The sequence below is a fragment of the Dickeya lacustris genome (assembly GCF_029635795.1).
Lineage (GTDB): Bacteria > Pseudomonadota > Gammaproteobacteria > Enterobacterales > Enterobacteriaceae > Dickeya > Dickeya lacustris.
The window spans coordinates 1,466,541-1,490,175 of the sequence record NZ_CP114280.1 but is presented as its reverse complement, the minus strand read 5'-3'; the positions used below and the strand labels follow the sequence as shown (position 1 = coordinate 1,490,175).

20 protein-coding genes are annotated in these 23,635 nt (G+C 50.7%); 11 read left to right on the top strand and 9 right to left on the bottom strand.

Annotated elements, in window-relative coordinates; translation table 11 throughout:
• Positions 1-223 precede the first annotated feature (223 nt).
• From O1Q98_RS06625 to glnB, 4 genes are all read left to right on the top strand, one after another.
• A complete protein-coding gene (locus tag O1Q98_RS06625) occupies positions 224-1,663 on the top strand; it encodes a sensor histidine kinase (protein WP_125260324.1) in 1,440 nt (479 codons plus the stop codon).
• The gene (gene qseG, locus O1Q98_RS06620) at positions 1,660-2,436 is read left to right on the top strand and encodes a two-component system QseEF-associated lipoprotein QseG (protein WP_125260323.1); all 777 of its coding nucleotides are present in this window, start codon (positions 1,660-1,662) and stop codon (positions 2,434-2,436) included. The genes O1Q98_RS06625 and qseG overlap by 4 nt, the downstream gene beginning before the upstream one ends.
• Positions 2,433-3,770, top strand: coding sequence for a two-component system response regulator GlrR (glrR, locus tag O1Q98_RS06615; protein WP_125260322.1), 1,338 nt, complete (start codon positions 2,433-2,435; stop codon positions 3,768-3,770). The genes qseG and glrR overlap by 4 nt, the downstream gene beginning before the upstream one ends.
• A gap of 85 nt (positions 3,771-3,855) precedes the next feature.
• The gene (glnB, locus tag O1Q98_RS06610; protein WP_125260321.1) at positions 3,856-4,194 is read left to right on the top strand and encodes a nitrogen regulatory protein P-II; all 339 of its coding nucleotides are present in this window, start codon (positions 3,856-3,858) and stop codon (positions 4,192-4,194) included.
• A 303-nt stretch (positions 4,195-4,497) separates the two neighbouring features.
• Here the strand turns inward: glnB and pemA are convergent, their stop codons facing one another.
• The 5 genes from pemA to hmpA all read right to left on the bottom strand — a co-directional run bounded on the left by pemA (position 4,498) and on the right by hmpA (position 12,104).
• Positions 4,498-5,598 carry a pectinesterase PemA gene (pemA, locus tag O1Q98_RS06605; protein ID WP_125260320.1) on the bottom strand — a complete coding sequence of 367 codons (1,101 nt, stop codon included), beginning with the start codon at positions 5,596-5,598 and terminating at the stop codon, positions 4,498-4,500.
• A gap of 82 nt (positions 5,599-5,680) precedes the next feature.
• Complete coding sequence (paeY, locus tag O1Q98_RS06600) at positions 5,681-7,339, bottom strand: pectin acetylesterase PaeY (RefSeq protein ID WP_125260319.1); 1,659 nt, start codon at positions 7,337-7,339, stop codon at positions 5,681-5,683.
• 86 nt (positions 7,340-7,425) lie between these two features.
• Complete coding sequence (locus O1Q98_RS06595) at positions 7,426-8,583, bottom strand: polysaccharide lyase (RefSeq protein WP_125260318.1); 1,158 nt, start codon at positions 8,581-8,583, stop codon at positions 7,426-7,428.
• A gap of 578 nt (positions 8,584-9,161) precedes the next feature.
• A complete protein-coding gene (locus O1Q98_RS06590) occupies positions 9,162-10,337 on the bottom strand; it encodes a polysaccharide lyase (protein ID WP_333482124.1) in 1,176 nt (391 codons plus the stop codon).
• Between the two features lie 588 nt (positions 10,338-10,925).
• Positions 10,926-12,104 carry an NO-inducible flavohemoprotein gene (gene hmpA / locus O1Q98_RS06585; RefSeq protein WP_125260316.1) on the bottom strand — a complete coding sequence of 393 codons (1,179 nt, stop codon included), beginning with the start codon at positions 12,102-12,104 and terminating at the stop codon, positions 10,926-10,928.
• Positions 12,105-12,445: 341 nt separating this feature from the next.
• On the opposite strand from hmpA, the gene glyA reads away from it, so the two are divergent.
• The 5 genes from glyA (at position 12,446) to O1Q98_RS06560 (ending at position 18,010) form a co-directional block, all read left to right on the top strand.
• The gene (glyA, locus tag O1Q98_RS06580; protein ID WP_125260315.1) at positions 12,446-13,699 is read left to right on the top strand and encodes a serine hydroxymethyltransferase; all 1,254 of its coding nucleotides are present in this window, start codon (positions 12,446-12,448) and stop codon (positions 13,697-13,699) included.
• 122 nt (positions 13,700-13,821) lie between these two features.
• Entirely contained in the window at positions 13,822-14,976 is a 1,155-nt protein-coding gene (locus tag O1Q98_RS06575; RefSeq protein ID WP_125260314.1) for a 3-phenylpropionate MFS transporter, read from the top strand.
• 42 nt (positions 14,977-15,018) lie between these two features.
• A complete protein-coding gene (locus O1Q98_RS06570) occupies positions 15,019-15,684 on the top strand; it encodes a DUF1007 family protein (RefSeq protein ID WP_125260313.1) in 666 nt (221 codons plus the stop codon).
• Positions 15,675-16,718: a nickel/cobalt transporter gene (locus O1Q98_RS06565; protein WP_125260312.1), complete on the top strand. Its 1,044-nt coding sequence runs from the start codon at positions 15,675-15,677 to the stop codon at positions 16,716-16,718. Before O1Q98_RS06570 ends, O1Q98_RS06565 begins: the two co-directional genes overlap by 10 nt.
• A gap of 170 nt (positions 16,719-16,888) precedes the next feature.
• The gene (locus O1Q98_RS06560) at positions 16,889-18,010 is read left to right on the top strand and encodes an ABC transporter substrate-binding protein (RefSeq protein ID WP_125260311.1); all 1,122 of its coding nucleotides are present in this window, start codon (positions 16,889-16,891) and stop codon (positions 18,008-18,010) included.
• A 142-nt stretch (positions 18,011-18,152) separates the two neighbouring features.
• Here O1Q98_RS06560 and O1Q98_RS06555 read toward each other — a convergent pair whose 3' ends face one another.
• The 4 genes from O1Q98_RS06555 to suhB form a co-directional block, all read right to left on the bottom strand.
• Positions 18,153-18,941, bottom strand: coding sequence for an ABC transporter ATP-binding protein (locus O1Q98_RS06555; RefSeq protein ID WP_125260310.1), 789 nt, complete (start codon positions 18,939-18,941; stop codon positions 18,153-18,155).
• Entirely contained in the window at positions 18,938-20,020 is a 1,083-nt protein-coding gene (locus O1Q98_RS06550) for a FecCD family ABC transporter permease (RefSeq protein WP_125260309.1), read from the bottom strand. Before O1Q98_RS06550 ends, O1Q98_RS06555 begins: the two co-directional genes overlap by 4 nt.
• Positions 20,021-20,029: 9 nt before the next feature.
• On the bottom strand, positions 20,030-21,154 hold the full coding sequence (locus O1Q98_RS06545) for an ABC transporter substrate-binding protein (RefSeq protein WP_125260308.1): 1,125 nt from the start codon (positions 21,152-21,154) through the stop codon (positions 20,030-20,032).
• Positions 21,155-21,319: 165 nt separating this feature from the next.
• Positions 21,320-22,123, bottom strand: a complete 804-nt coding sequence (suhB, locus tag O1Q98_RS06540; RefSeq protein ID WP_125260307.1) for an inositol-1-monophosphatase — start codon at positions 22,121-22,123, stop codon at positions 21,320-21,322.
• 130 nt (positions 22,124-22,253) lie between these two features.
• Here suhB and trmJ point away from each other — a divergent pair, with 130 nt between their 5' ends.
• Both trmJ and iscR read left to right on the top strand, forming a co-directional pair.
• A complete protein-coding gene (trmJ, locus tag O1Q98_RS06535) occupies positions 22,254-22,991 on the top strand; it encodes a tRNA (cytosine(32)/uridine(32)-2'-O)-methyltransferase TrmJ (RefSeq protein WP_125260306.1) in 738 nt (245 codons plus the stop codon).
• A 149-nt stretch (positions 22,992-23,140) separates the two neighbouring features.
• Positions 23,141-23,635 (top strand): Fe-S cluster assembly transcriptional regulator IscR, encoded by a 495-nt coding sequence (iscR, locus tag O1Q98_RS06530; RefSeq protein WP_125260305.1) that lies wholly within the window; start codon positions 23,141-23,143, stop codon positions 23,633-23,635.

Sequence of the window (23,635 nt, the reverse complement as noted above, 5' to 3'; positions counted from 1 at the left end):
GGGTTTTTTTTCGCGCGCGCAGCCCCATGTATTATGCGCAGTCTGCGTCTTCTCTGTACGTCATGCCTCATCGTGGTGCAAATCCGTTATGGTTGCAGCGAGAAATGCGGCAGGGTGCGCAGCGCTTGCCAATATTCTCTTCGGGGTCTTGTTGAGGTGGCGGCTAACCTGCGTACAATGGCTCGCTATCTTACGTGCTATGCATACACTGACAGGTAACGACATGATTTCGTTAAAAACATGGCGGATTTTCCCCCGATCTTTGCGCCAGTTGGTTGTGATGGCTTTTCTGCTGGTCTTGTTGCCTTTATTGGTGCTGGCCTACCAGGCATATGAAAGCTTGGATCATCTCAGTGAGCAGGCGGCGGGTATCAATACAACCACGCTGGCTGACGCCCGACGCAGTGAGGCGATGACAGGCATCGCCGTCAGTATGGAACGCAGTTACCGGCAATTTTGTGTGCTGGGCGATCAAACACTGGCGCAGCTTTATCAAAACCAGCGTAAGCAATATGCCCAGATGCTTGATGCACATGCGGCAATTCTACCCACGCCTGAGTATTACCGGAATTTACAACAGTATCTGGCGACGTTATCTGACATTCATTGCCAGAATACCGGCCCTGACCCGGCTGCTACCGCTGCGCTGGATGCCTTTTCTCGTACCAATGCACAAATGGTGCAGGCGACAAGAGACGTCATTTTTTCCCGTGGACAGCAGTTACAGCAGAATATTGCTGAACGTGGCCGTTTTTTTGGCTGGCAGGCGCTGGTGCTCTTTTTAGTCAGCGTGTTGTTAGTCATGCTGTTTACCCGCATGATTATCGGCCCGGTAAAGGGGGTTGAGCGCATGATTAATCGGCTCGGTGAGGGAAAGGTGCCTGGGCACCTCAGCCAATTTAGGGGGCCGACGGAAATTCGCTCGTTAGCCCAGCGTATTTTGTGGCTGAGTGAGCGATTGTCCTGGCTGGAGGCGCAGCGACATGAGTTTTTACGTCATCTTTCACATGAGTTGAAAACACCGCTGGCCAGTTTGCGTGAGGGGGCGGCCCTGCTGGCTGACGAGGTCGTGGGGGCGTTAACCGCCGACCAAAAAGAGGTGGTGGCGATTTTGGATAGCAGTAGCCGCCATCTGCAACAACTGATTGAGCAACTGTTAGACTATAACCGTAAGCTTGCGGATGCCCCGGCGGGACTTGAGCCGGTTGATATTGAAGACATTGTAACGATGGTGGTGGCTGCCCATAGTTTGCCTGCCCGATCCAAATGGATGCAAACGCACCTGCAATTAGATGCGAAGACGTGCCGCGCGGAAACGACGTTGCTGATGCGGGTAATGGATAATCTCTACTCCAATGCGGTGCACTATGGTCGGGAATCCGGTAACATTTGGGTCCGCAGTCACCAGGCCGCTGGGCGTGTATATATTGACGTTGCTAATAGCGGGACGCCGATTCCTGATTCAGATAAGAATTTGATTTTTGAGCCTTTTTATCAAGGTTCCCATCAGCGTAAAGGGGCGGTAAAAGGCAGTGGGTTGGGGCTGAGTATTGCTCAGGACTGCATTCGCCGCATGCAGGGCGAGTTAAAGCTGGTGACGGTGGAGTATGCCGATGTCTGCTTTCGTATCGAATTACCTTTGAATATTGAGACTTCACCATGATTGCACGGTTTCCTGCCTTTGTATGGTATCACGCGCTGGTCAGGCTGCTGATGAAGAGGCGCACAGCGCTGCGTCTCTTGCCGTTACTGACGTTGTCGATGGGGCTGGTTGGGTGTGTTGCACAGCCGGGATCGCCACGTGTAGAGCGCCGTGGGGTTGAGGTTGTCAATCCACCCAAAGAGCAGGTTGCAGATTATCGTACTATGCCATGCGAACGTTTGTGGCAACTGCATAATAGTGAAGCGATGAATAATGGTTTGTATTGGCTGCGAGCGATGGATTGCGCTGCCCGCATGACGCCGGTTCAGGCTCGTGAACAAATCCTGCTGGTGGGTGAAAACGATTGGAGCGGGTTATTTCGCCAGGCTATTTTGCTGGATAACGCGGGTACCACTGTACAGGAACGTCATCAAATTATTGACCAACTTAACCGCCACCGGCTGAATGTGCCGTCAACATTGTTGCCGCTGTTTCAGGTCTGGCTGGACAAACAGAATCTGATGATAACGCTTGATGATGAGCGCCAGCGTTTTTTGCGCATGCAGGAGAGCAGTGACAAGCAACTGGATGTGATGCGTGAACAGCAAGCACAATTACAGTCTCAATTGGAAACCACTTCGCGTAAGCTGGAAAACCTGACCGATATTGAGCGTCAACTCTCGTCTCGAAAAACCGTGTCGGGCGATTTGCCAGATGAAGGGCGCAGGCCCGTGAAGAATAGTGAGAGCGATGCGCCTGCGACAGCGGTGAAAAAAGGAATGAAAAGCGAATGACCACCCGAAAGTCTGCCAGCTTATTGTTAGTCGATGATGACCCTAGTTTGTTGAAATTACTGGGTATGCGTTTAACCAGTGAAGGGTTTAGCGTCACGACGGCAACCAGTGGTCAAGAAGCGCTACGATTGCTAGCGCGCGAAAAAATAGATTTGATCATCAGTGATTTGCGTATGGACGAAATGGACGGTTTAGCGTTGTTTGCTGAAGTCCAACGCAATCAGCCCGGCATTCCTGTGATTATTCTGACGGCCCATGGCTCTATTCCTGAGGCGGTTGCTGCAACGCAAAAAGGCGTATTTGGTTTTCTGACGAAGCCGGTTGATCGCGATGCTCTCTATCAGGCGATCGACGATGCGTTAAAATTATCGCCTCCGACGAGCGATGAGCACTGGCGTGCGGCGATTGTGACGCGAAGCCCCATCATGTTGCGTTTGCTTGATCAAGCCAAAATGGTGGCACAATCTGATGTCAGTGTGTTGATTAATGGTCAAAGCGGTACAGGAAAAGAGGTACTGGCGCAGGCGATTCATGCCGCGAGTCCAAGGGCCCGCCAGCCATTTATCGCGATTAACTGTGGTGCGCTGCCTGAACCGTTACTGGAGTCAGAGCTGTTTGGTCATGCCAAAGGCGCGTTTACAGGGGCGGTGAGCCAGCGAGAAGGGTTATTTCAGGCAGCGGAAGGGGGCACGCTGTTTCTTGATGAAATTGGTGACATGCCTTTGGCCTTGCAGGTGAAGTTACTGCGTGTATTGCAAGAGCGTAAGGTCAGGCCGTTGGGAAGTAATCGCGATATCGATATTAATGTGCGAATTATTTCTGCCACACATCGTGATTTGCCCAAAGCGATGGAGAAAGGCGAATTTCGTGAAGATCTCTACTATCGGTTAAATGTGGTTAGCCTGAAATTACCCGCATTGCATGAGCGTGCTGAAGATATTCCCTTGTTAGCTAATCACTTGTTGCGAGAGGCGGCCACACGCCATAAGCCGTTTGTACGCAGTTTTTCAACGGATGCCATGAAGCGGCTGATGGCTGCAAGCTGGCCTGGAAATGTGCGGCAGTTAGTCAATGTGATAGAGCAATGCGTTGCTCTGACAACCTCTCCGGTTATTGGCGATACGTTAGTTGGGCAGGCATTAGAAGGTGAGAATACTGCGTTACCAACATTTGTCGAAGCGCGTAATCAATTTGAATTAAACTACCTGCGCAAATTGCTACAGATAGCCAAAGGTAATGTGACGCAGGCGGCGCGTATGGCTGGGCGTAATCGTACCGAATTTTATAAGCTGCTTGCGCGTCATGAGCTGGACGCTAACGATTTTAAAGCATAGTGTTAATATATTGTGAATTGCATGATGGGCTATAACGTCACTGTACGGGGCTAGCCTATGACTGAGTGATAATTAGGATTTCACCATGAAAAAGATTGATGCGATTATTAAACCCTTCAAGCTGGATGATGTGCGAGAAGCGCTGGCGGAAGTCGGCATTACGGGGATGACAGTCACTGAGGTTAAGGGGTTTGGCCGTCAGAAAGGCCATACAGAACTGTACCGTGGTGCGGAATACATGGTGGATTTCCTGCCGAAAGTGAAAATAGAAATTGTGGTGTCCGATGATATTGTGGATACCTGCGTGGAAACCATTATGCATACCGCCCAGACCGGGAAAATTGGCGACGGCAAGATTTTTGTGTTTGATGTTGCCCGCGTGATTCGTATCCGTACCGGAGAAGAAGACGAGGAAGCTATCTGACCGTTTGTCGGGTAGCACGCAGGTGATTCCTGCACAGTTGAAAAAGCTCATGAATATCATGGGCTTTTTTTGTGGTGGGGAGAGCGGTGCTGGCTAACCGGTTTTGCGTGCATTCTCTTGGCTGGATAATCACAGATAAAATAAGGGAGGTGCAATGGCACCTCCCTGTTTATTACACCACTTTATGAACCTCGTTTTATGCGCCTCGTTTTCTGCACTGTTATGCATTTAGCGACGTATTAACGACATTCACCTCACGCGGGTTGAGTTGTTATCAGCCCGTATTTCCGCATGCAACGGTGATTAAGGCAGCGTTGGCGTCCAGTCACCCAATACTTTGCTCTGCGTATATTCCGCTGCCTGAGCGTCGCTTAATTGGCGACGAGCTGTACTCACCGCCGCTCCCGCACCATAGGATTTGTATTCAAAAAAGCGCGAGTCTTCAGGTAAGAAGTAGATAGTGTTGCCGTTTTTGTCTTTACCAGACATTTTATCCCAACCATAAATATGGTTATCCATGCTGGTATTCAGGAATACCGTCTGTCCGATAGCATTCGGATCGGCATAGCGACCATCAGAGAATGTGGTTGTAGGATGCCAGGGGCGTCCCAGACCGTAGCTTTTGGCTGATACGGCGTCACTTTCTTTGACTACGCGGCTGTTGGCGATAACTAAACCATACTTCTGATTGATATTGGTGCTAGGGGCAGTCAAATAGCCTGAGACATTACCGCTTTTTACATCCGCGCGATAGCGGGCAACCAGATCGCAATTGTTGATAAATGCCGTGCCGTCGCCAAAGATGAAGTCAACCGTACCGCTAATACGGCAATCAGAGAAGAAGCTACGACCGCCGGAGACATACAGCGTATCCTGATAGCCGACTAGGCTGATGTCTTTAAAATAGACCTTGTCACTGCCTTTCGTGACATACAGCGCGACGGCCTGCGTATCTTTTATCTTGGTGCTGTCGCTGTCGCTTTTGGCCTGATTTGCCGGGAAATCGAAGTCGTTGCGGATAGTTAATGACTGAGCGCTAAAGTCTTTAGCTGTAATCGTCACGGTGCTGCTGCCCGCAGTGCCCCATTTGGTGCCGTCAGATTTCAGTGTCCCTGCGGCTGTGCTGGCAGCGATGATCGTGCCACTGCGACTTTCCCCTTGCAGATGCAGGTTGTTGCGCGTAATGGTGAGGCGTTCGTTGTAGATACCGTTTTTCACCAGAATAACGAACGGTGTACTACCGGCCGGCGCGCTGGCAATTGCATCCGCGATGGTTTTGAAAGCCTTGCTGTCGCTGGATGACTTCGATACGACGGCATTGTACGTGGTGGCTGCCTGTGCCTGATGCACGCTGGCGGCGACAATCAATGACAGCGCCAGAGCGCCAGAGAGCGTTTTGATCATACACATATTCCTTTAATGGTAGAGTGACAGTGTCCGGTGCGTTATGCACAAGTAACGTCCTAAAAATCCTTGCGTGATGCCGCTATTTTCTCTCAATCGTACGCAATTTATCCGTCAGGCTACGTAGTGCCGCTGTTGCCCGAATTTGCCCGGCAACGATCGCGGCTACGGCCTCCGCGCCTTTTTGCTGAAAGTGGGTGGTATCGGGTTTATCAAGACTGCCGGCTTGATCGAGATAATAAGGGTAACGGGTCGGGTCTACTGCCAACCAGTATTGTTGCCATTGCTGCCCACCATTCTGATTAGCCAGCGAAAGCGTCTCTGTTTCTACATCCAGAAGCGGAATATTATTTTTGCTGGCGGTATCCCGGATGGTTTGAGTGTAGTCACCAATAAATGCGTAGCCACCGGCTTGATTTTGTTTCGTCAGATGGCTGTGAACGGCAGGAGTACCATTTTTTCCGTCAGCCGTTTTAACCCGAGCGGTAGGCGTGAGTAATACCGGGATAAGCTTATGCGACTTGGCATAGCGAATATAGCGCTCCAGTGACAGCTGGAACGACATGTCCGATTTCCCTGCCGGGTACTGAGGGTTGCCGTTCGCATCATTTGGATAGGTACACAGATTGGCAACATCTGCCGCGCCTCGTACCGCTTTCTTACTATCGCAGTTTTGGTCATTGTGTCCCATGCCGATAAATAAATAATCGCCGGGGCGCATAAACGGTTCCATCTGGCGGAACCATCCTTCGTAATAGAAATCGCGAGAGCTTCGCCCGGAGCGTGCGCCATTCACAATCGCCACACTGCTATCTGGCCGGAATTGCTGCTCAAACACCTGCCCCCATCCCATGCGAGGAAAACGGCCTTTCTCGTAGGTGGCAGCGGTTGAATCGCTCACGATAAATATGCGGGTACGCGCTTGCTCAAGCGCTTTGCGCTGTTGGCTGGCGCTGTCGAAATCCAGCACTTCATAACTTCCGGTCGGATTCAAACCGACAATTGGCCGAAAAGCGATATCCGTGAGCACCGCATGGCCCGCTAACCCGGTGTTATTGTCGTAATTACGCGCATGGTTAATCAGTTGCAGCACTCGGTTAAATGCAGGCGTCAGCGCGTCAGCATAGCTGAGAGGATCGAATGGGCCGGTAATCCCCGCCTGTTTTAATGCATCATCAAAGCCTAAGTGGAATTCGTGATAGGCCGTCTCCCAGGCAGATATCGTCACCGGGGACAGGCTTTCTGCGTCAATAAACTGTTGAGGGCCTATATAGCCTGCTGATATCGCTATGTCTGAGGTAATGCGATCGGTTAATGGGTTGATGTTAATACGGTTCTCAGAGCCGCTACGCAATGTGGTGGCCAGCGCGCTTAGGCATACAGCCCGCAATTGATTACTGCTAAGACAGTTTTGTCCACCTGCTTCTGTTGCAGAGAAACGTAACGGTGCAACCATGGAGGAAACGTCGGCGTAGAAACGCCCTTGAATATCCGTTTTGATTGTCCGCTGTGTACCGCGTTGGTCTTTAATGACCACTGTTGCCGGGAAACGGATATCGCGATAGGCCACTCTACCGCGTATTTGCGTGTTTTGCGCTAAAGTGACGATGTCAAAAGTCGGTTGAGCCGGAGCGGTGGTTATTGTCGGTGTGGTGCCCTCTGCCTGAACCAGCGTTGCTGGCAGGTAACACAATGATATGAGTAAGAGTGCATTGGTTGCGATACTCTTTTGTTTGCTCATGACGTCTCTCTCAATCTACACCGGGTGGTTAATGTGATGAAAAAACGGCCACTGTTATCAGTGGCCGGCGTGTATGACAGGTAAGATTACAGTTTGCCGTAACCCGCGCTGCTGACGATGCTGTTAGCCAGGCTGCTAGTCATCGTTTGAGCGCTATATTTGTACGGCAGAGTCGGTTTGTAAGCGGTCAGGCCACAGGTATCCAGTTTGGTGGTTGTGGAACCATTCACCAGAGAGCCTTTATCGGAGAATACCTTGCTGTTGAAGGCTTTCACGATGCTGCACTCAGGGTTCTGACCGTCAATGCTCTTCAGGTTAGAGAGAGTAAATGAGTTAGATTCAGACAGAATGCTGCCGCTGGTGCCCAGACCGAAGCTGTACAGGTACGGATAGACGCTGTGTTTTACATCACCCAGATAGACGTTGTTATAAGCATGGATGCTACCAAAGCGTACGCGTGGGGTACGTTCAGTTACACGATCAAACACGTTGTTGTGGAAGGTCACGCGCAGTTTGCCGGAGTCTTGTGAACCGTTAGTGTCGCTGTGGCCGATCAGGATAGTTTTGTCATGCAGTTCAAAGCGGCTGTTAGAGACGGTGACATAGTCAGAGCCTTTTTTGATATCCAGCGCGCCGTCATGCTGAACGTATTTTTCGCCATTTTTTGTGGTGTATTTGTCATCAGTGAAGCTACCATCACTGATGGTTACATGGTCAACCCAAACGTTAGTGGAGCTGTCGATAACTGCTGCATCCCACTCAGCGTTCCAGCCGTCACCGGTTTCATATTTCGGTGCGATGTCAACCGGTGTTTCAATATACAGGTTGCGCAGAATAACGTTGCTCACACCTTTGATAACCAGAGAACCGTTGGTGAATTTACCGTTACTGCCATCACCGATGATGGTGGTGTTGGACGGAATGCTGATCTGGCTACGTGCTTTCTGGTCGGCTGAGTCTTTATAAGCCTGACCGCCGCTGATATCAATCGGCCCGGTGATTTTGATGATTTTGGGTGATGCATCAGTGCCATTCAGCGCTTTTTTAAAGTCAGCGATAGTTTTTACTGGAACGATGGTTGCCGCTTTCGCGCCCCCGGTAGTACCACCGTTTTGCGTCGCCCAGCCAGTCGTTGCCGCATCTTTTTCTCCTGCCGCATAAGCGGTGGAGGCCATCAGCGCTGCTGTGACGACAGCGGCCAGTAAACTTTTGGTTCCGATAGAATGTACACGCGTGTTTTTCATAAACAGTGTCCTTGCGCTAAAAGCGCTTGTCCAATTAGCGGTGATTGAAAAATGTTTCTTCAAAAAATGAAATGCCATTTTAATAGATGGCAAGGTGGATTTTTAAGCATTTCGGGGTGACTGTTTTGTGACCTAAATCTCGTTATTTAAATAGTCATGTATAATTTTATTTAAAGTGTGATCGAACCCGGTAACTTTTGATTACAGTTATTGAATTAATTTTTATATTAATTTCAAAGAATTGAAATGGTGTTTTGGTCTGCCATAAGTAAAAAAATTAACAAATCATTCGATATTTTTTAAATAAATATTTATTAATGTGAAAGCCTGACCCGATATATCCTGATGTCACCGATATTTCCGCGAAGGTATTTGGGGTGTTACGTTGTATTGCTAAAAACGTTATACCAATAAAGGCTATAGCCGACAAAAAATTATCGATACCTAAGGTATTAGTGAGGCATGAAGGCAATTTGCGATAGGGCAGTATGAATAATTAAATCCATCCTTGATATATCGAATAAAAAACGGCTGCGTAATGCAGCCGTAAAATGAGAAATACGCTGAAAGCGGTGTGATTACAGTTTGCCTGAACCTGCATTGTCCGTAATTGACTGAGCCAGATTGCTGGTCATCGGCTGAACGGTGTAAACGTAAGGGATCTTGCTGGTATATGCGCTAAACCCACAGCCAGATAAGTCAACGGCGCTGCCATTAAACGTTGAGCCACTGTCAGAGAATATTGAGCCATTGAATTTCTTAACGACTTTACAGGCTTTGCTGGCGCTGAGGTTAGCAATGGTGAAGCTGTTACCTTCAGACAGTACGCTACCGCTTGTGCCAATACCGAAGCTATAAAGATAACGATAGACCGGATCTTTCGCGTCGCCCTTAAATACGTTGTTAAAGCTATGGATGCTGCCGTAACGGACACGCGGCGCACGCTCGGTCACTCGGCTAAAGACGTTGTTAAACAGTGTTACGCGCAGTTTGCCTTTGTCCTGAGCAGAGTTGGTATCGCTGTGGCCAATCAACATGGTTTTATCGTGCTGATCGATCACGCTGTTGGAAATGGTGACGTAATCAGAACCGCGTTTGATGTCGAGCGCGCCATCATGCTGCACATAGGTTTCGCCATCTTTCGTCGTGTACATATCATCGGTGAAAGAACCGTCGCTGATAGTGACATGATCAACCCATACGTGATGCGCGCCGTTGGTGATGTTCATCGCATCCCATTCGGCATTCCAGCCGTCGCCCGATTCATAATGGGGTTCAACATCAATTGGGGTTTGGATATACACGTTACGGACGATGACGTTATTGGTGCCGTCGGTACCATCAACAATCAGCGAGCCGTTGATGAATTTGGCATCAGTACCAAGGCCAAAAATCGTGGTATTGGCTGGAATCAGGATTTGGCTGCGGGCTTTCTGATCGGCAAAATCGGCGTAAGGCTTGCCACCGCTGATATCGATAGTGCCTTTGATTTGAATGATTTTTGCCGTGGTGCCAGCGCTCAATGCGTTGGTGAATTCGCTGATATTGGTAACAACCGAGATATTATCGTTAGTCGCCGCCGCACCACCGGTGGTTGTGCCATTTTGTGAGGCCCAGCCGATAGTTGGCGCAGCATCTCGTGCTTTCGCGTTAAGCAGCTCGGCGGCAGACGCGCCAGAAGCCATCGCCCCGGCAACGATCAGCGCCAGACATGTTTTACCTGCCAAAGAACATCCAGAGAATTTGTTCATCATCATTTTCCTTACTATAAGTCCTTGAGTCCTGGGTGGGTTGTTGAAAATAAATGCGTTATTGACGCTGTTATATTTTGATAACAGCTTTGCTTGTCTTTTCAATACCTTTTTGCCTATGCCTGTTTTAATGCTGAATGCGATAGCGGTGTTCTCAGGCATTTTTGCAAATAAAACGGGCGAATGAGCGTGTTCTATACCACCGCTGATTTTATATAAAATGAAAAACCTTATTTTTATATAAAACGCTATGCCGTGGCCGCCAATAAATACAGTTTGTCTGTCTTTGTTTCAATTTAATATTTTAATGAAACGATGTTTTAAGTGTAACATTGTGTTATTACCTTTTCCTTTTCTATATTTTGTTTTTTTGAAGTTCGTCAAGAATGTTTATAAAAACATTCATCATGTCAATGTATTGTGTATAGCGTGACATATTGCTATTTCTGAATTTTTTCCTGTAGATGAACAATAGAATAACCGCATTAGGTGGCGTGATAGGGTAACGACGGTTTTCATGTGGCGGGGTAGAAGATAATCCGGGCTATTGGCATAGCCCGGGCGTGCGCGGTGAAGAAATGCTATGGGCGTTTATTCAAGAATTTTATGTGGGCCGAAAGATTCATAGTGAATCTGTGAGCGGGGGACGCCTTGTTCGAGCAATTGCCGAACAGCAAATTGCATAAAGGCTACCGGCCCGCAGAGGTAGCAGTGCATGTCAGCGACAGGCAGCTTGACCGGTATGTCTGTTAACGCCATCAGGCCAGGGAAGAGGGACGCGTTGGGCGCAGCAGGCATATCACGATACCAGACGTATTGGTGCAGTTGCGGCAGAGCGATGCCGGTCACTTCGTTGGCAAAGGCATGGCTTTGCTTATTTTCACAGGCATGCAACCAAAAAATATCCGCCTGATGCTGCTGCTGTTTTAGAGCGTGCAGCATACTGAGCATCGGCGTCAGGCCGACGCCTGCTGAAATCAGTGCCACAGGAGTGGTGCCGGGAATGTCGAGAAAGAAATCACCGTGCGGTGCAGCCAGGTCGATAATATCACCTTCACGAATACTATCATGCAGATAGCCGGAAACCGTACCTTGCGCTTCGCGCTTAACGGCAATGCGATAGGTGTGCCCATTCGGTGCATGAGTCAGTGAATATTGACGAATTTCCTGATTGGCAAAGCGCGCATCGCGCAAATAAACGGCAATATATTGCCCTGGGCGGAAGTTGACAACCGCGCCGCCGTCCAGCGGTTCCAGAGTAAAACTTGTTATCACGCTGCTCTCTGTTTGCCTGGACACAACGCGAAAAGGCCGCGTTCCCTGCCATCCGCCGTTCTGAGCCGCACTGTGCTGATAAATAGCGCTTTCACGTTGGATAAAAACGTCTGCCAGCACCTGATAGGCTTTTCCCCATGCTTCCAGCACCGGTTGGCCTGGATTAAACATCTCATCAAGCGTTGCAAGTAAGTGTGTTCCGACAATTTGGTACTGCTCTGGCTGGATGTTAAAACTGGCGTGTTTTTGTGCAATGCGCTCTACGGCAGGCAATAGCGCAGGCAAATCTTCTATATGCGTAGCATAAGCGCAAATGGCGTTAAATAGGGCTTCACGCTGATCGCCATTACGCTGATTACTCATGTTAAAAATGTCTTTCAGCTCGGGGTTATGGTGAAACATACGTTGATAAAAGTGAGCCGTTAACGCAGGGCCGGTTGCAGCCAGCAGGGGAATAGTCGATTTGATAGTGGCGATGGTTTGTTGATCCAACATGGCTAACCTCATTTTATGGGTGGCTTATAAGTTGTATTTATAATGCATGTTATTGGATGGTAGGCCATCTGTAAATCTTTTCCAGGTGCACCCGGTGTAAAATTATGCTGATATGGCCGGGTGAGAGATGAAGAAATCGCAGGTTGCAGATGAGAAAATATCAGCCAGAATCATGCGGGATCTCTTGGTGAAAAGCCTTGTATTAGCTGAAGCTAATCGTTTGCGTAAAAACCTCTGTCAAGCCCTATCATCGCCACTCCAAAACGGTTTACACTATGTACCCACGGCCCTCTGGGGTGACTTTTCATAAAGAAGCAAGTTAGCTGAGTCAGGAGATGCGGATGTTAAAGCGTGAAATGAACATTGCCGATTACGATGCCGAGCTATGGCAAGCAATGCAGCAAGAAGTGGTGCGTCAGGAAGAGCACATTGAACTGATTGCATCAGAAAACTATACCAGCCCACGCGTCATGCAGGCTCAAGGGTCTCAGCTGACCAACAAATATGCCGAAGGGTATCCGGGCAAACGTTACTACGGCGGTTGCGAGTATGTTGATGTGGTTGAGCAATTGGCTATCGATCGCGCTAAAGAATTGTTCGGTGCCGACTATGCCAACGTCCAGCCGCATTCAGGCTCGCAGGCTAACTTTGCCGTGTACACCGCGCTGTTGCAGCCGGGCGATACCATTCTGGGGATGAACCTGGCCCACGGTGGCCACCTGACTCACGGTTCTCCGGTTAACTTGTCGGGCAAACTGTATAACGTCGTGCCTTATGGCATTGATGAAACCGGTAAGATCAACTACGACGAGATGGCCGAGCTGGCCCGTACTCACAAGCCGAAAATGATTGTCGGCGGTTTTTCTGCCTATTCCGGTATTGTTGACTGGGCGAAAATGCGCGAAATCGCTGACAGCATCGGTGCTTACCTGTTTGTTGATATGGCGCACGTTGCGGGTCTGGTTGCCGCTGGTGTTTATCCGAACCCGGTTCCACACGCCCACATCGTGACCACCACCACGCATAAAACGCTGGCGGGCCCGCGTGGCGGCCTGATTCTGGCGCAAGGTGGCGATGAAGAACTGTACAAAAAACTGAACTCAGCGGTATTCCCGGGCGGTCAGGGCGGCCCGTTGATGCACGTCATCGCCGGTAAAGCTGTTGCACTGAAAGAAGCCATGGAACCGGAGTTCAAAGCTTACCAGCAACAAGTGGCGAAAAATGCCAAAGCCATGGTAGAGGTGTTCCTGTCTCGTGGGTTTAACGTGGTGTCTGGCGGTACAGATAACCACTTGTTCCTGCTTGATTTGGTCAGTAAAAACCTGACTGGTAAAGAGGCGGATGCCGCGCTGGGCCGTGCCAACATTACCGTTAACAAAAACAGCGTGCCGAACGATCCGAAGAGCCCGTTTGTGACCTCTGGTATCCGTATCGGTACACCGGCGGCGACGCGTCGTGGTTTCAAAGAAGCCGAAGTGCGTGAACTGGCCGGTTGGATTTGTGATGTGCTGGATAGCATCAATGACGAAGCTGTGATTGAGCGTACCAAGCAGAAAGTGCTGGAAATTTGCGCCCGCTTCCCAGTTTATGCCTGATAGTTGTCGGTTACTGTCCGCTTATACGCTAACGCCAGCCTTCGGGCTGGCGTTTTCTTTTGCGACTTATCGTTGCGTCAGCAAAAGCCGTCTGACAGAGTAATGAGCAATAAGGGGGCAACATGGTTCTGCAATCAACATACTGGCTGGCACTTGGCTATTTTACCTATTTTTTCAGTTACGGCGTTTTCCTGCCTTTTTGGGGCGGCTGGCTTAAGGGCGAAGGTTTATCCGCTGAAGCTATCGGCGGCTTACTGGGAATAGGGCTGGCTGCACGTTTTATTGGGAGTCTGTTTATTACGCCGTTGGTGAATGACCCGGCGCGTTTGATTACCGCATTACGTGTGCTGGCGCTGTTATCGCTATTGACGGTTATCGGTTTTTGGTTCGGTAGCACCTGGCTTTGGCTGGTACTGGTGATGACCGGTTTTAACCTGTTCTTTGCGCCCTTGATGCCATTAAGCGATGCGCTGGCGGCGACCTGGCAAAAGCAAATCACACTCGATTATGGCCGGGTGAGGCTCTGGGGATCGATCGCGTTTGTTATTGGCTCTGCCGTCACCGGGCAGATGGTTTCCGTATGGGGGCATCCGGTGATTTTACTGGTACTGACGCTTGGTGTGTTGTCCATGCTGCTTGGCATGCTATTGCAACCCCATGTCATGCCGGGAGGACATAAGCGCGTACACGCGGCAGTGCAGCAGCCTGCTACGCCCTGGCTTATTTTGTTACGGGAGTCTGCCGTCTGGCGTTTATTGCTGTGTGTGGCGTTGTTACAGGGCGCGCATGCGGCTTACTACGGTTTTAGCGTCATTTACTGGCAACAGGCAGGGTACTCCGCTGCGGTTATTGGCTATTTGTGGTCACTTGGCGTGGTGGCTGAAATTATCGTGTTCGCGCTGAGTCGGCGGTTATTTCGTCGCTGGAGCGCATCCGGTTTGTTGCTGCTCTCTGCCGTGTGCGGTGTGGTGCGCTGGGGGTTGATGGGATATACCGTGTCGCTTCCCTGGCTGATAGTGATGCAGATTCTGCATTGTGGAACATTTACGGTTTGTCATCTGGCGGTCATGAAGTTTATTTCCGCCCGTCATGATGCCGATGTACTGCGGTTACAGGCCGCTTATTCGGCATTAGCCAGTGGGGGAGCCATCGCGGTTATGACGGTACTGTCTGGGGTTCTGTTTGAGTATCTTCAGGGCGGAACGTTTTGGGTGATGGCGGCATTATCGCTGCCGGTATGGGTATTGCGCCCCGTGGTGAAGGCACAAAGGGGGTAAACCGCGTGCTGTCGGCGATAGGTTAAACAGGTGAGACAAGAAATGTTACATTATAACAATTCGGGCTTTTCATTACGTTGGGTAAGCTATCTCTTGCTTGTCACTGGCGTGCTATGGGGGCCTCAGGCGCTGGCGCATCCACACAGCTTCATTGACATGAAAACGACCATTGAAGGGAGTAATGAGCAGATAACCGGGTTACGTATGACCTGGATAATGGACCCTATCACCTCAGCGGATTTACTGTATGACGCCGTGAATGCGAATAACACATCCGAAGTCTGGAAGAAATTGGCGGCGGAGGTGATGGCAAATGTGCTGGGGCAGCACTATTTCACGGATGTCTATCGTGAGGGCAAGGCCGTCAAATACCAGCCGATGCCAACGGAGTATCATTTGTCGCGTGAAGGTAACAAAGCGGTTTTAGCATTTGTTTTGCCGTTGGCCCACCCGCAGTCCCTCACCGGAGCACCGTTGCAAATTTCAACCTATGATCCGAGCTATTTTGTTGATATGTCTTATAAAGATGATAGTGCTATTCAACTCTCCCCGGCATTGAGCGGCCGTTGTAAAACGACGCTTGTCACACCAAAGCCGGATGCCTCACTTCAATCTTATGCTCAGGCGCTGGATAAAGATGCCCGACCGGCCAAAACGATTGAACTCGGCAAACAATTTGCCCAACGGGTAACGCTGCAATGCCAGTGATGTTGCCGTCGCGCTTGTACCGATACGCCCGGTTTATTTGGCCGCTGCTGCTGTGCTTCGCGCTGCTTGCGCTTGTCGTGTGGTTACTGGTGGCTTTCTGGCCGACAATTCTATTGCAATGTATGGCGTGGCAACGCGCGTTGCACCAGCAGATGGCCGAGCTATTGCAACATGTTCATGCCGATCCTCATCAGGCGGGTTGGACATTAATGGGGTTTAGTCTGGTCTATGGCGTTATCCATGCCGTTGGGCCGGGACATGGCAAAATGGTGATTACAACCTATCTGGCTACCCATCCTTCGCGGCTCAAAAGCAGCCTGCAACTGACCTGCGCAGCCGCCTTGCTGCAAGGCGGTATGGCGATTGGTTTAGTTACGTTAGTTTTGACGGTATTGCAATTATCCAGTCGGGTACTTCATGCCAGCAGTTTTTGGGTGGAGAAAAGCAGTTTTGTTTTGGTGATGGTATTGGGTGGGTGGCTGTGTCTGCGTGCGATGCGCCGCTTACTGGCGTTGTGCGCGCGTCGTCCCAAACTGCATATTCACCGGTTCATGCCGCTTGCAAGCGCGCATCCTGCCCGTGCGGTGACGGCTGCCGTGAGTTTACCGCGTCATGAGGCTGCGTGTGGCTGTGGTCATCAGCATGTACCAACCGCGCAGGCGCTCCATCAGGGCGATGGCTGGCGCACCCGAGCCATGGTGGTCTTGACGATGGGGTTACGCCCGTGCTCCGGGGCCATCATGGTGTTGCTGTTTGCCAAAGTGTTGAACGTGTTTGCCTGGGGAATGGCTTGCGCACTGGCGATGGCGTGTGGGACTGCGCTGACAGTTTCTTTGTTAGGCGTTGCGGTGCAGTGTTGTCGTCAGCTGTTTGAGCGCTTGAGCCAACATCGCACCCCCTCTCGCTGGCAACCGGTTATGTGGTCACTGCTGTCTTTGGCGGGGGGGATTATCCTGACGCTAGTGGGTCTGGCCCTCTATCTGACGACGCAGCCCGAGATGATGGGCGGCATTCGTCCTATCCTCGGCCAGTGACGGCCTGGCTATTCTGCTCTGTTTTCTCTGTCATTGATGATGGGCGCGTTTTTTCATCAAGATCTGATGCTTGAATGCAAAAAAGATTGCTCGAATCTGTGCGCAACTTTATTATTCACTTTGAATGATAATAACTCTCATTATCCATAAGAGACGCAGGGAATTAGAGAATGAAGAAATGGTTGTATGCCGTTGGCATGGTGTTTGGTCTGGCTTCAGCCGTGAAAGCCGCTCCGATAGTCATTAATGACGTGAGCGGCAGAACGGTAGAAATTAAATCAGAAGTCAAACGCATTATTTTGGGGGAAGGGCGGCAGATTTATTTACTGGCGGCATTTGATACTGAAGCGCCGTTCCAGCGCGTCGTCGGCTGGCGTGATGATTTGCCAAAAGCCGATTATGACGGCTATATCGCCTATGAAAATAAATATCCGCAGATCAAAAAACTGCCCACGTTCGGCGGTGCGAAAGACGGCACATTTAACGTTGAGCAGGCTGTAAACCTGAAGCCAGATTTGGTGCTGATGAATCTTGAGGCCAAAGCCGCGACCGATGAAGCCAAGCTTATCGAGAAGCTCAATGGGTTGGGTATTCCGGTCGTCTTTATCGATTTTCGTGAAAAACCGTTTGAGAATGCCGAGAAGAGCATCCGCATCATGGGGCAGTTGCTGGGAAAACCTGAGCGAGCCAATGACATTATCCAGTTCCGTCGTCAACAGATTGAGCTGGTGACAGAACGCCTGAAACACTATCAGGGGTCTCGCCCTAAAGTGATGATTGACCGTGCTGGCGGCTATGATGAAGAGTGCTGCATGTCATTTGGCGATGAAAACTTTGGCAAAATGGTTGAAGCGGCGGGGGGGACTAACATTGCCAAAGGGATTATTCCTGGTACGTTTGGCACCTTGAATCCCGAGCAGATTATCAGCGCGCGCCCTGACGTGGTGATTGTGACCGGGGCGAACTGGAAAAATTACAATACCGCTAACGGCTGGGTTGGCGTGGGCCCCGGTGCCGATGCAGCACAAGCGTTGCAACGTTTGCAGAAACTGATGACCCGTTCAGCCTTTAAAACCTTGCCGGTAGCCAGCAACGGTAATGCCCATGCCATCTGGCATCAGTTCTATGACAGTCCGTATCAGTTTGTGGCGATTCAGGTTATCGCAAAGTGGTTGCACCCTGACTTGTTTAAAGACATCGACCCAGATGCAACTTTCCGCACCTTCCATGAAAAATTCCTGCCGTTGCCGTACCAGCCGGGATATTGGGTGACGCTGCCAGCCAAACCCTGACAACACATCATGGCATCGCGACGTAGCAATAACGGCGTGATGTCATATAGCAAATAACAAATAGCAAATAGCAAAAAGCCCCGCTCTGGTAAGATGAGCGGGGCTTTTTTATGGCGGTTTGCTTTATGGCGGTTTGTGCTAATCAGAACGTGGGTTCGGCAACCAGCCCGTCAATCATCACTTGCGGTATACCGCGTGAGCAGCGTTCAATTCGCCCACGCACGCCGTAAACCTGCGCCAGACTCTGCTCGCTGATGACTTCGGCCGGCTCGCCATCGGCAATCAGCCTACCGTCTTTTAGCATCAGTACATGATCGCCGTGGCGCAGTGCGATGTTGATATCATGCACAACGACCACGGTGACGATATCGCGCTTGCGCGTTTCCTGACGTACCAAGTCCATGACGTGAAATTGATAATTCAGGTCGAGTGCGCTGAGGGGTTCATCAAGTAATAGCAATGACGGCTGGCGAATAAGCGATTGCGCCAGACCAACCAGCTGTTTCTGCCCGCCGGAGAGCTGATCAAGGTAGCTCATGGCCAGATGCTCGATACCCAACTGGCGCAGCAGCGTCATCACATCCTGCTCACTATCAGGGTGGTGCGCACCGCTGGCGCGCTGGGCGACGATAATTGATTCCAGCACGTGTAGATGCACGCCCGCCGGGAGCGATTGCGGCAGATACACCACTTTCTCGGCGCGCTTGGCGAACGGCAACTGCATCAGGTTATCGTCATCAAGCAGTAAATCGCCCTGGGCCTCACCTAAGCCCGCCAGCGCCCGTAGCAGGGTTGATTTACCGCTGCCGTTTGGCCCTAACAAAACCGTTATCTTGCCGCGAGGCAGCAGCGGAACAGACAATTGGTTAATGACGCGGCGTTTCGGATAACCGGCTGAAAACGTGGCGATAGATAAACCGTGACGGCTCATACGTTCCCCCGGTTGCGTAAAATAATGCTCAGGAAAAACGGCACGCCAACCAACGATGTGACGATACCCACAGGAATGATGACGCCCGGCAGTAAGTTTTTCGAAGCAACGGACGCCAGTGACAACACGAGTGCGCCGGTCAGGGCGCTGGCCGGTAAATAAAAGCGATGATCTTCGCCGAAAATAAGCCGCGCGATGTGTGGAGCAACCAGCCCGATAAAACCGATTGGGCCGACGAAGGCCACGGACAGCGCGGATAGCAGACTAATGCGCAGCAGTGTAGCCAGCCGCAGGCGGCGTACATTAATACCGAAGCTGATCGCGCGGTCTTCCCCTAAACGCAGTGCCGTCAGTTTCCATGCGCTCATCATCGACAGCGGCATCACAATCGCCAATACCAGTAGCAGTATCCCGAGTTTTTCCCAGGAAGAGCGTGCCAGACTGCCCATCGTCCAGAACACCAGCCCTTGTAACGTATCTTCGTTAGCGATGAATTGCAGAATCGAAACCAGCGCGTTAAAGGTAAACACCAGCGCGATACCAAACAGCACCACACCGGAAGTTGCCACCTTAGTCCAGCGGGTAATCCCGTCTAGCAACAAGGCGGCCAGCAGCGCGAAGACAAAGGCGTTAGCAGAAATAAACCATTGCGCCGGAACCCCGGGGATACCGATACCCAGGACAATCGCCAGCGCGGCACCAAACGCCGCCGCAGAGGAAACCCCAAGCGTAAATGGACTGGCCAGCGGGTTGTTGAGGATAGTTTGCATTTCCGCACCCGCTAACCCCAACGCCAGGCCAACCACCACCGCCATCAACGCATACGGTAGACGAATGTCCCAGACGATAACCCGGCTACCGGCATCGGCATTGGCCGGGTCCGTCAGGGTTTGCCACAGCACATGTAACGGCAAGCCCGAAGGGCCGAGCACAAAATCCAGCAGTAGCGACGCCACAATCGCCACCGCCAACAGGCCCATAATCATCAGGCGATGGCGAATAACATGGCGATAGCGGCTTATCGCGCTGTTTTCAGCCGTGCTGACACGGCTGAGGGAAGGTTCAGTGGTTACGCTCATGGATGATGATTACTCGGCCAGTTTGCGGGCAAAAATAAAGTTGCTGTCAGGCAATGTGGTGAAATGACGGACAATGTAGTGGTAAGTATCATCCGGGTTCAGGCTGGCAAACGCTTTTGGATAAACGGCTTTGGCCAGGTATTCCATGCCAACGATATTGTAAGGGTGATTATAGAAGTGGTGATAAACACCGTAGATTTGCCCTGACTTGATAGCCGGCACCTGATCAACACCCGTGCGGCTTAACAGCGCCTTGGCTTTATCCTGAATATCATCTGTGCTGGCACCATAGCCGAACGGCAGAATTTTACTGGCGCCGTTACCGCGTTTAGAACCGGTCATGATGTAAGCGTCCGGTTTTTCACTGATCACTTTTTCCAGCGATACAAACCCGGTAGCGCCTGGCAGCAGTTCTGAACCAATATTTTTCGCGCCAACCGCTTCCAGTAAACCGCCCCAACCATTGTGCGCGTGGCTAAAGCAACAGGCTTCGCTGTTACCGGCGATAGGTTCAATAAAGACTTTGGGTTTGCTGGTTTGCGCCGCCGTGGTTTTCTGGATATCGGCAAAATGCTGGCGATAAAAATCAGTATAAGCCTTGGCGTTATCTTCCCGATTGAGCACTTTACCAAGCAAATCAACGCTCACGGCGGTATTTTTTGCCGGGTCGATTTCGTAGTCAACAAACAACAGCGGAATGCCTAACGATTTTAGCTTGTTAACAACGCCGTTGCTTTCAAGCGACACCTTGGCGCGCAACTGCGCTACCATCAAATCCGGTTTTTTCGCCAGAATACTTTCCAGTTCGATATCGCCTTTGTCGCCAAAGCCCATATCCAGAATACCATCAGCCTGAGGCCATTTCCCTTTCAGCAATTCCCAGGTCGCGCTGTCTTGTTTTTTCGGCAAATTATTCCAGGCAATGACGCGGCTGAACGGATTATCCCGGTCGAGCAACGCCAGCGACATAATATCGCGCCCATCCTGTAACACGATACGCTGTGGTTCTTGTTGGATGGTAACGTTCTGGCCGTCAATGTCTGTCAGTGTAAGGGGATATTGGGTGGCAAAGCCGTTACAAGAGAGAGTGAGTGAGGTTGCCAATACCAGACGATGCCATGATTTTTTTAGCATAATTTTTCCTGCCATGAACCGCTATCGCGGGGGAAGCCCGCAGCAAATGAATGAGTTTAATAATTATTATCATATAAACTTAGGCATTTACTCAATAGGGAAGAGTTGTAAGGAAAAATAACAGTATGGGCATGTCACATCAGGCGACATGCCCATAAGGCGGGATTAGCGTTTTAACGCGTCACTCAATTGATCGCGGATGGTGGACAGCAGCGCTTTCACCACACGTGGATTGCCAGCAACAATGTTGCCAGAAGAGAATGAGTTATGGCCGCCGATGAAGTCGGTAACGATGCCACCGGCCTCACGCACCAGCAATTCACCTCCGGCAAAATCCCACGGTTTGAGGCCGATTTCAAAGAAGCCATCGACACGACCGGCTGCAACGTAAGCCAAATCCAGTGCGGCAGAACCGGTGCGACGGAAATCCGCGCACTGGCTAAACAGCGCTTCCAGCATGCGTAAATAACTGGCGCTGTGCTGTTTTTGTTTGAACGGGAAACCGGTAGCCAGAATCGTGCCGTCCAAATCGCGAGCGTTGCTGCCGCGCAGACGATAACCATTTAACTGCGCACCCTGACCACGGGTAGCGGTAAACAGTTCGTTACGCATAGGATCGTAGACAACGGCGACTTCTGTGCGGCCTTTGACGCGCACAGCGATGGAAACAGCAAAATGGGGAAGACGTTTAATAAAGTTAGATGTGCCATCCAGTGGATCGATAATCCATTGAACGTCATTATCTTCACCGGCCAGCTCGCCGCACTCTTCACCGATAATGGTGTGCTGCGGGTAGGCTTTGCGGATTACCTCGATAATCAGACGTTCTGCATCGCGATCAACGTTAGTGACAAAATCATTACTGCCTTTTTGACTGGCTTCGACGGCGTCAGGTGTTTCGTAGTTTTTAGCTATTAAATTACCGCCTTTACGCGCAGCGCGCACGGCGATGTTAAGCATCGGATGCATGGTATCGTCCACAAGAATGTTAAAGAACAGAAAACGGCGCGCAGTATAGCAGATTACGTCAGCAAGAGAAAACAGCAAAGTTTGTGTTAATATGCTGCGATATTTTTTCACTTCGCATGACAGAGTCCACATGTTAGAGAATATACGCATTGTGCTGGTGGAGACGTCCCATACCGGCAATATGGGATCGACAGCCAGGGCAATGAAAACCATGGGGTTAACGAACCTCTGGCTGGTCAACCCGCTGGTAAAACCCGACTCACAGGCGATTTCCCTGTCTGCCGGTGCCAGTGATGTCATTGGTAACGCGACGATTGTCGATACGCTCGATCAGGCGCTGGAAGGCTGTGGTCTGGTGATTGGCACCAGCGCACGCTCCCGCACGCTTCCCTGGCCGATGCTGGAACCGCGTGAATGCGGCGAGCGCAGTATTCAGGAAGTGCAGCATGCACCGGTGGCGCTGGTTTTTGGCCGTGAGCGCGTTGGGTTAACTAACGATGAGTTGCAGAAATGCCACTATCATGTCGCGATTCCAGCCAACCCTGAGTACAGTTCGCTGAATCTCGCGATGGCGGTGCAAATTTTGGCTTACGAAATTCGCGTCGCCTGGCTTGACTGGCAGCAGCAAGGGCAGCCGCCGCATGAAGAAAGCCCTTATCCATTGGTTGATGACCTCGAGCGTTTTTATCAACATTTGGAAGAGACACTGCTGCAAACCGGTTTTATTCGTCAGACCCATCAGGGGCAGGTGATGAATAAGCTGCGTCGATTGTTCACCCGCGCGCGCCCAGAAACACAGGAACTCAATATCTTACGTGGGGTATTGAGCGCCATCGGTAAAGCCGCTCCGCCAGAGGATAGCCACTGATCCGGTTGAGTGAAAAATAGTTGAGTTATTTACTCGGTTAAATAGTTGACTAAAATACTCGGGAATGTCAGACTCATCTTCGTGCTATGTATACTTGACTCATCATACTTGTCTTAATAATACATGTTTATCTTACGGATACCACTAACATGAGACTGACATCGAAAGGCCGCTATGCCGTTACCGCCATGCTGGATGTGGCGTTGCACTCAAAAGAAGGCCCGGTTCCGCTGGCTGATATCTCTGAACGTCAGGGTATTTCGCTTTCTTATCTGGAGCAGCTGTTTTCACGCCTGCGTAAACATGGCCTGGTTGCCAGCGTTCGTGGTCCGGGTGGTGGCTATCTGTTAGGTAAAGATGCCGCGCAAATCGCCATCGGTTCAGTGATTTCGGCCGTTGACGAATCTGTTGATGCTACCCGTTGTCAGGGTAAAGAGGGCTGTCAGGGTGGCGATCGCTGTTTGACGCATACCCTGTGGCGTGATTTGAGTGAGCGTATCAGCGAATTCCTCAATAACATTACGCTGGATGAGCTGGTCAATAACAAAGAAGTGTTGGACGTCGCGGATCGTCAGGATGCTGACACGCGCCGTACTGCTAATGGTCGCATACAAGAAACCATCAACGTCAACTTGCGTGCCTGA

What these genes read in the sequence shown, in the direction of transcription:
- iscR (WP_125260305.1), top strand. Translation starts at nt 23,141, where the DNA reads ATGAGACTGACATCGAAAGGCCGCTATGCCGTTACCGCCATGCTGGAT.
- O1Q98_RS06565 (WP_125260312.1), top strand. Translation starts at nt 15,675, where the DNA reads ATGCCAGTGATGTTGCCGTCGCGCTTGTACCGATACGCCCGGTTTATT.
- O1Q98_RS06550 (WP_125260309.1), bottom strand. Translation starts at nt 20,020, where the DNA reads ATGAGCGTAACCACTGAACCTTCCCTCAGCCGTGTCAGCACGGCTGAA.
- glrR (WP_125260322.1), top strand. Translation starts at nt 2,433, where the DNA reads ATGACCACCCGAAAGTCTGCCAGCTTATTGTTAGTCGATGATGACCCT.
- hmpA (WP_125260316.1), bottom strand. Translation starts at nt 12,104, where the DNA reads ATGTTGGATCAACAAACCATCGCCACTATCAAATCGACTATTCCCCTG.
- O1Q98_RS06575 (WP_125260314.1), top strand. Translation starts at nt 13,822, where the DNA reads ATGGTTCTGCAATCAACATACTGGCTGGCACTTGGCTATTTTACCTAT.
- glnB (WP_125260321.1), top strand. Translation starts at nt 3,856, where the DNA reads ATGAAAAAGATTGATGCGATTATTAAACCCTTCAAGCTGGATGATGTG.
- qseG (WP_125260323.1), top strand. Translation starts at nt 1,660, where the DNA reads ATGATTGCACGGTTTCCTGCCTTTGTATGGTATCACGCGCTGGTCAGG.
- O1Q98_RS06555 (WP_125260310.1), bottom strand. Translation starts at nt 18,941, where the DNA reads ATGAGCCGTCACGGTTTATCTATCGCCACGTTTTCAGCCGGTTATCCG.
- O1Q98_RS06595 (WP_125260318.1), bottom strand. Translation starts at nt 8,583, where the DNA reads ATGAAAAACACGCGTGTACATTCTATCGGAACCAAAAGTTTACTGGCC.
- glyA (WP_125260315.1), top strand. Translation starts at nt 12,446, where the DNA reads ATGTTAAAGCGTGAAATGAACATTGCCGATTACGATGCCGAGCTATGG.
- O1Q98_RS06590 (WP_333482124.1), bottom strand. Translation starts at nt 10,337, where the DNA reads ATGATGAACAAATTCTCTGGATGTTCTTTGGCAGGTAAAACATGTCTG.
- O1Q98_RS06545 (WP_125260308.1), bottom strand. Translation starts at nt 21,154, where the DNA reads ATGCTAAAAAAATCATGGCATCGTCTGGTATTGGCAACCTCACTCACT.
- O1Q98_RS06560 (WP_125260311.1), top strand. Translation starts at nt 16,889, where the DNA reads ATGAAGAAATGGTTGTATGCCGTTGGCATGGTGTTTGGTCTGGCTTCA.
- pemA (WP_125260320.1), bottom strand. Translation starts at nt 5,598, where the DNA reads ATGATCAAAACGCTCTCTGGCGCTCTGGCGCTGTCATTGATTGTCGCC.
- paeY (WP_125260319.1), bottom strand. Translation starts at nt 7,339, where the DNA reads ATGAGCAAACAAAAGAGTATCGCAACCAATGCACTCTTACTCATATCA.
- suhB (WP_125260307.1), bottom strand. Translation starts at nt 22,123, where the DNA reads ATGCATCCGATGCTTAACATCGCCGTGCGCGCTGCGCGTAAAGGCGGT.
- O1Q98_RS06625 (WP_125260324.1), top strand. Translation starts at nt 224, where the DNA reads ATGATTTCGTTAAAAACATGGCGGATTTTCCCCCGATCTTTGCGCCAG.
- O1Q98_RS06570 (WP_125260313.1), top strand. Translation starts at nt 15,019, where the DNA reads ATGTTACATTATAACAATTCGGGCTTTTCATTACGTTGGGTAAGCTAT.
- trmJ (WP_125260306.1), top strand. Translation starts at nt 22,254, where the DNA reads ATGTTAGAGAATATACGCATTGTGCTGGTGGAGACGTCCCATACCGGC.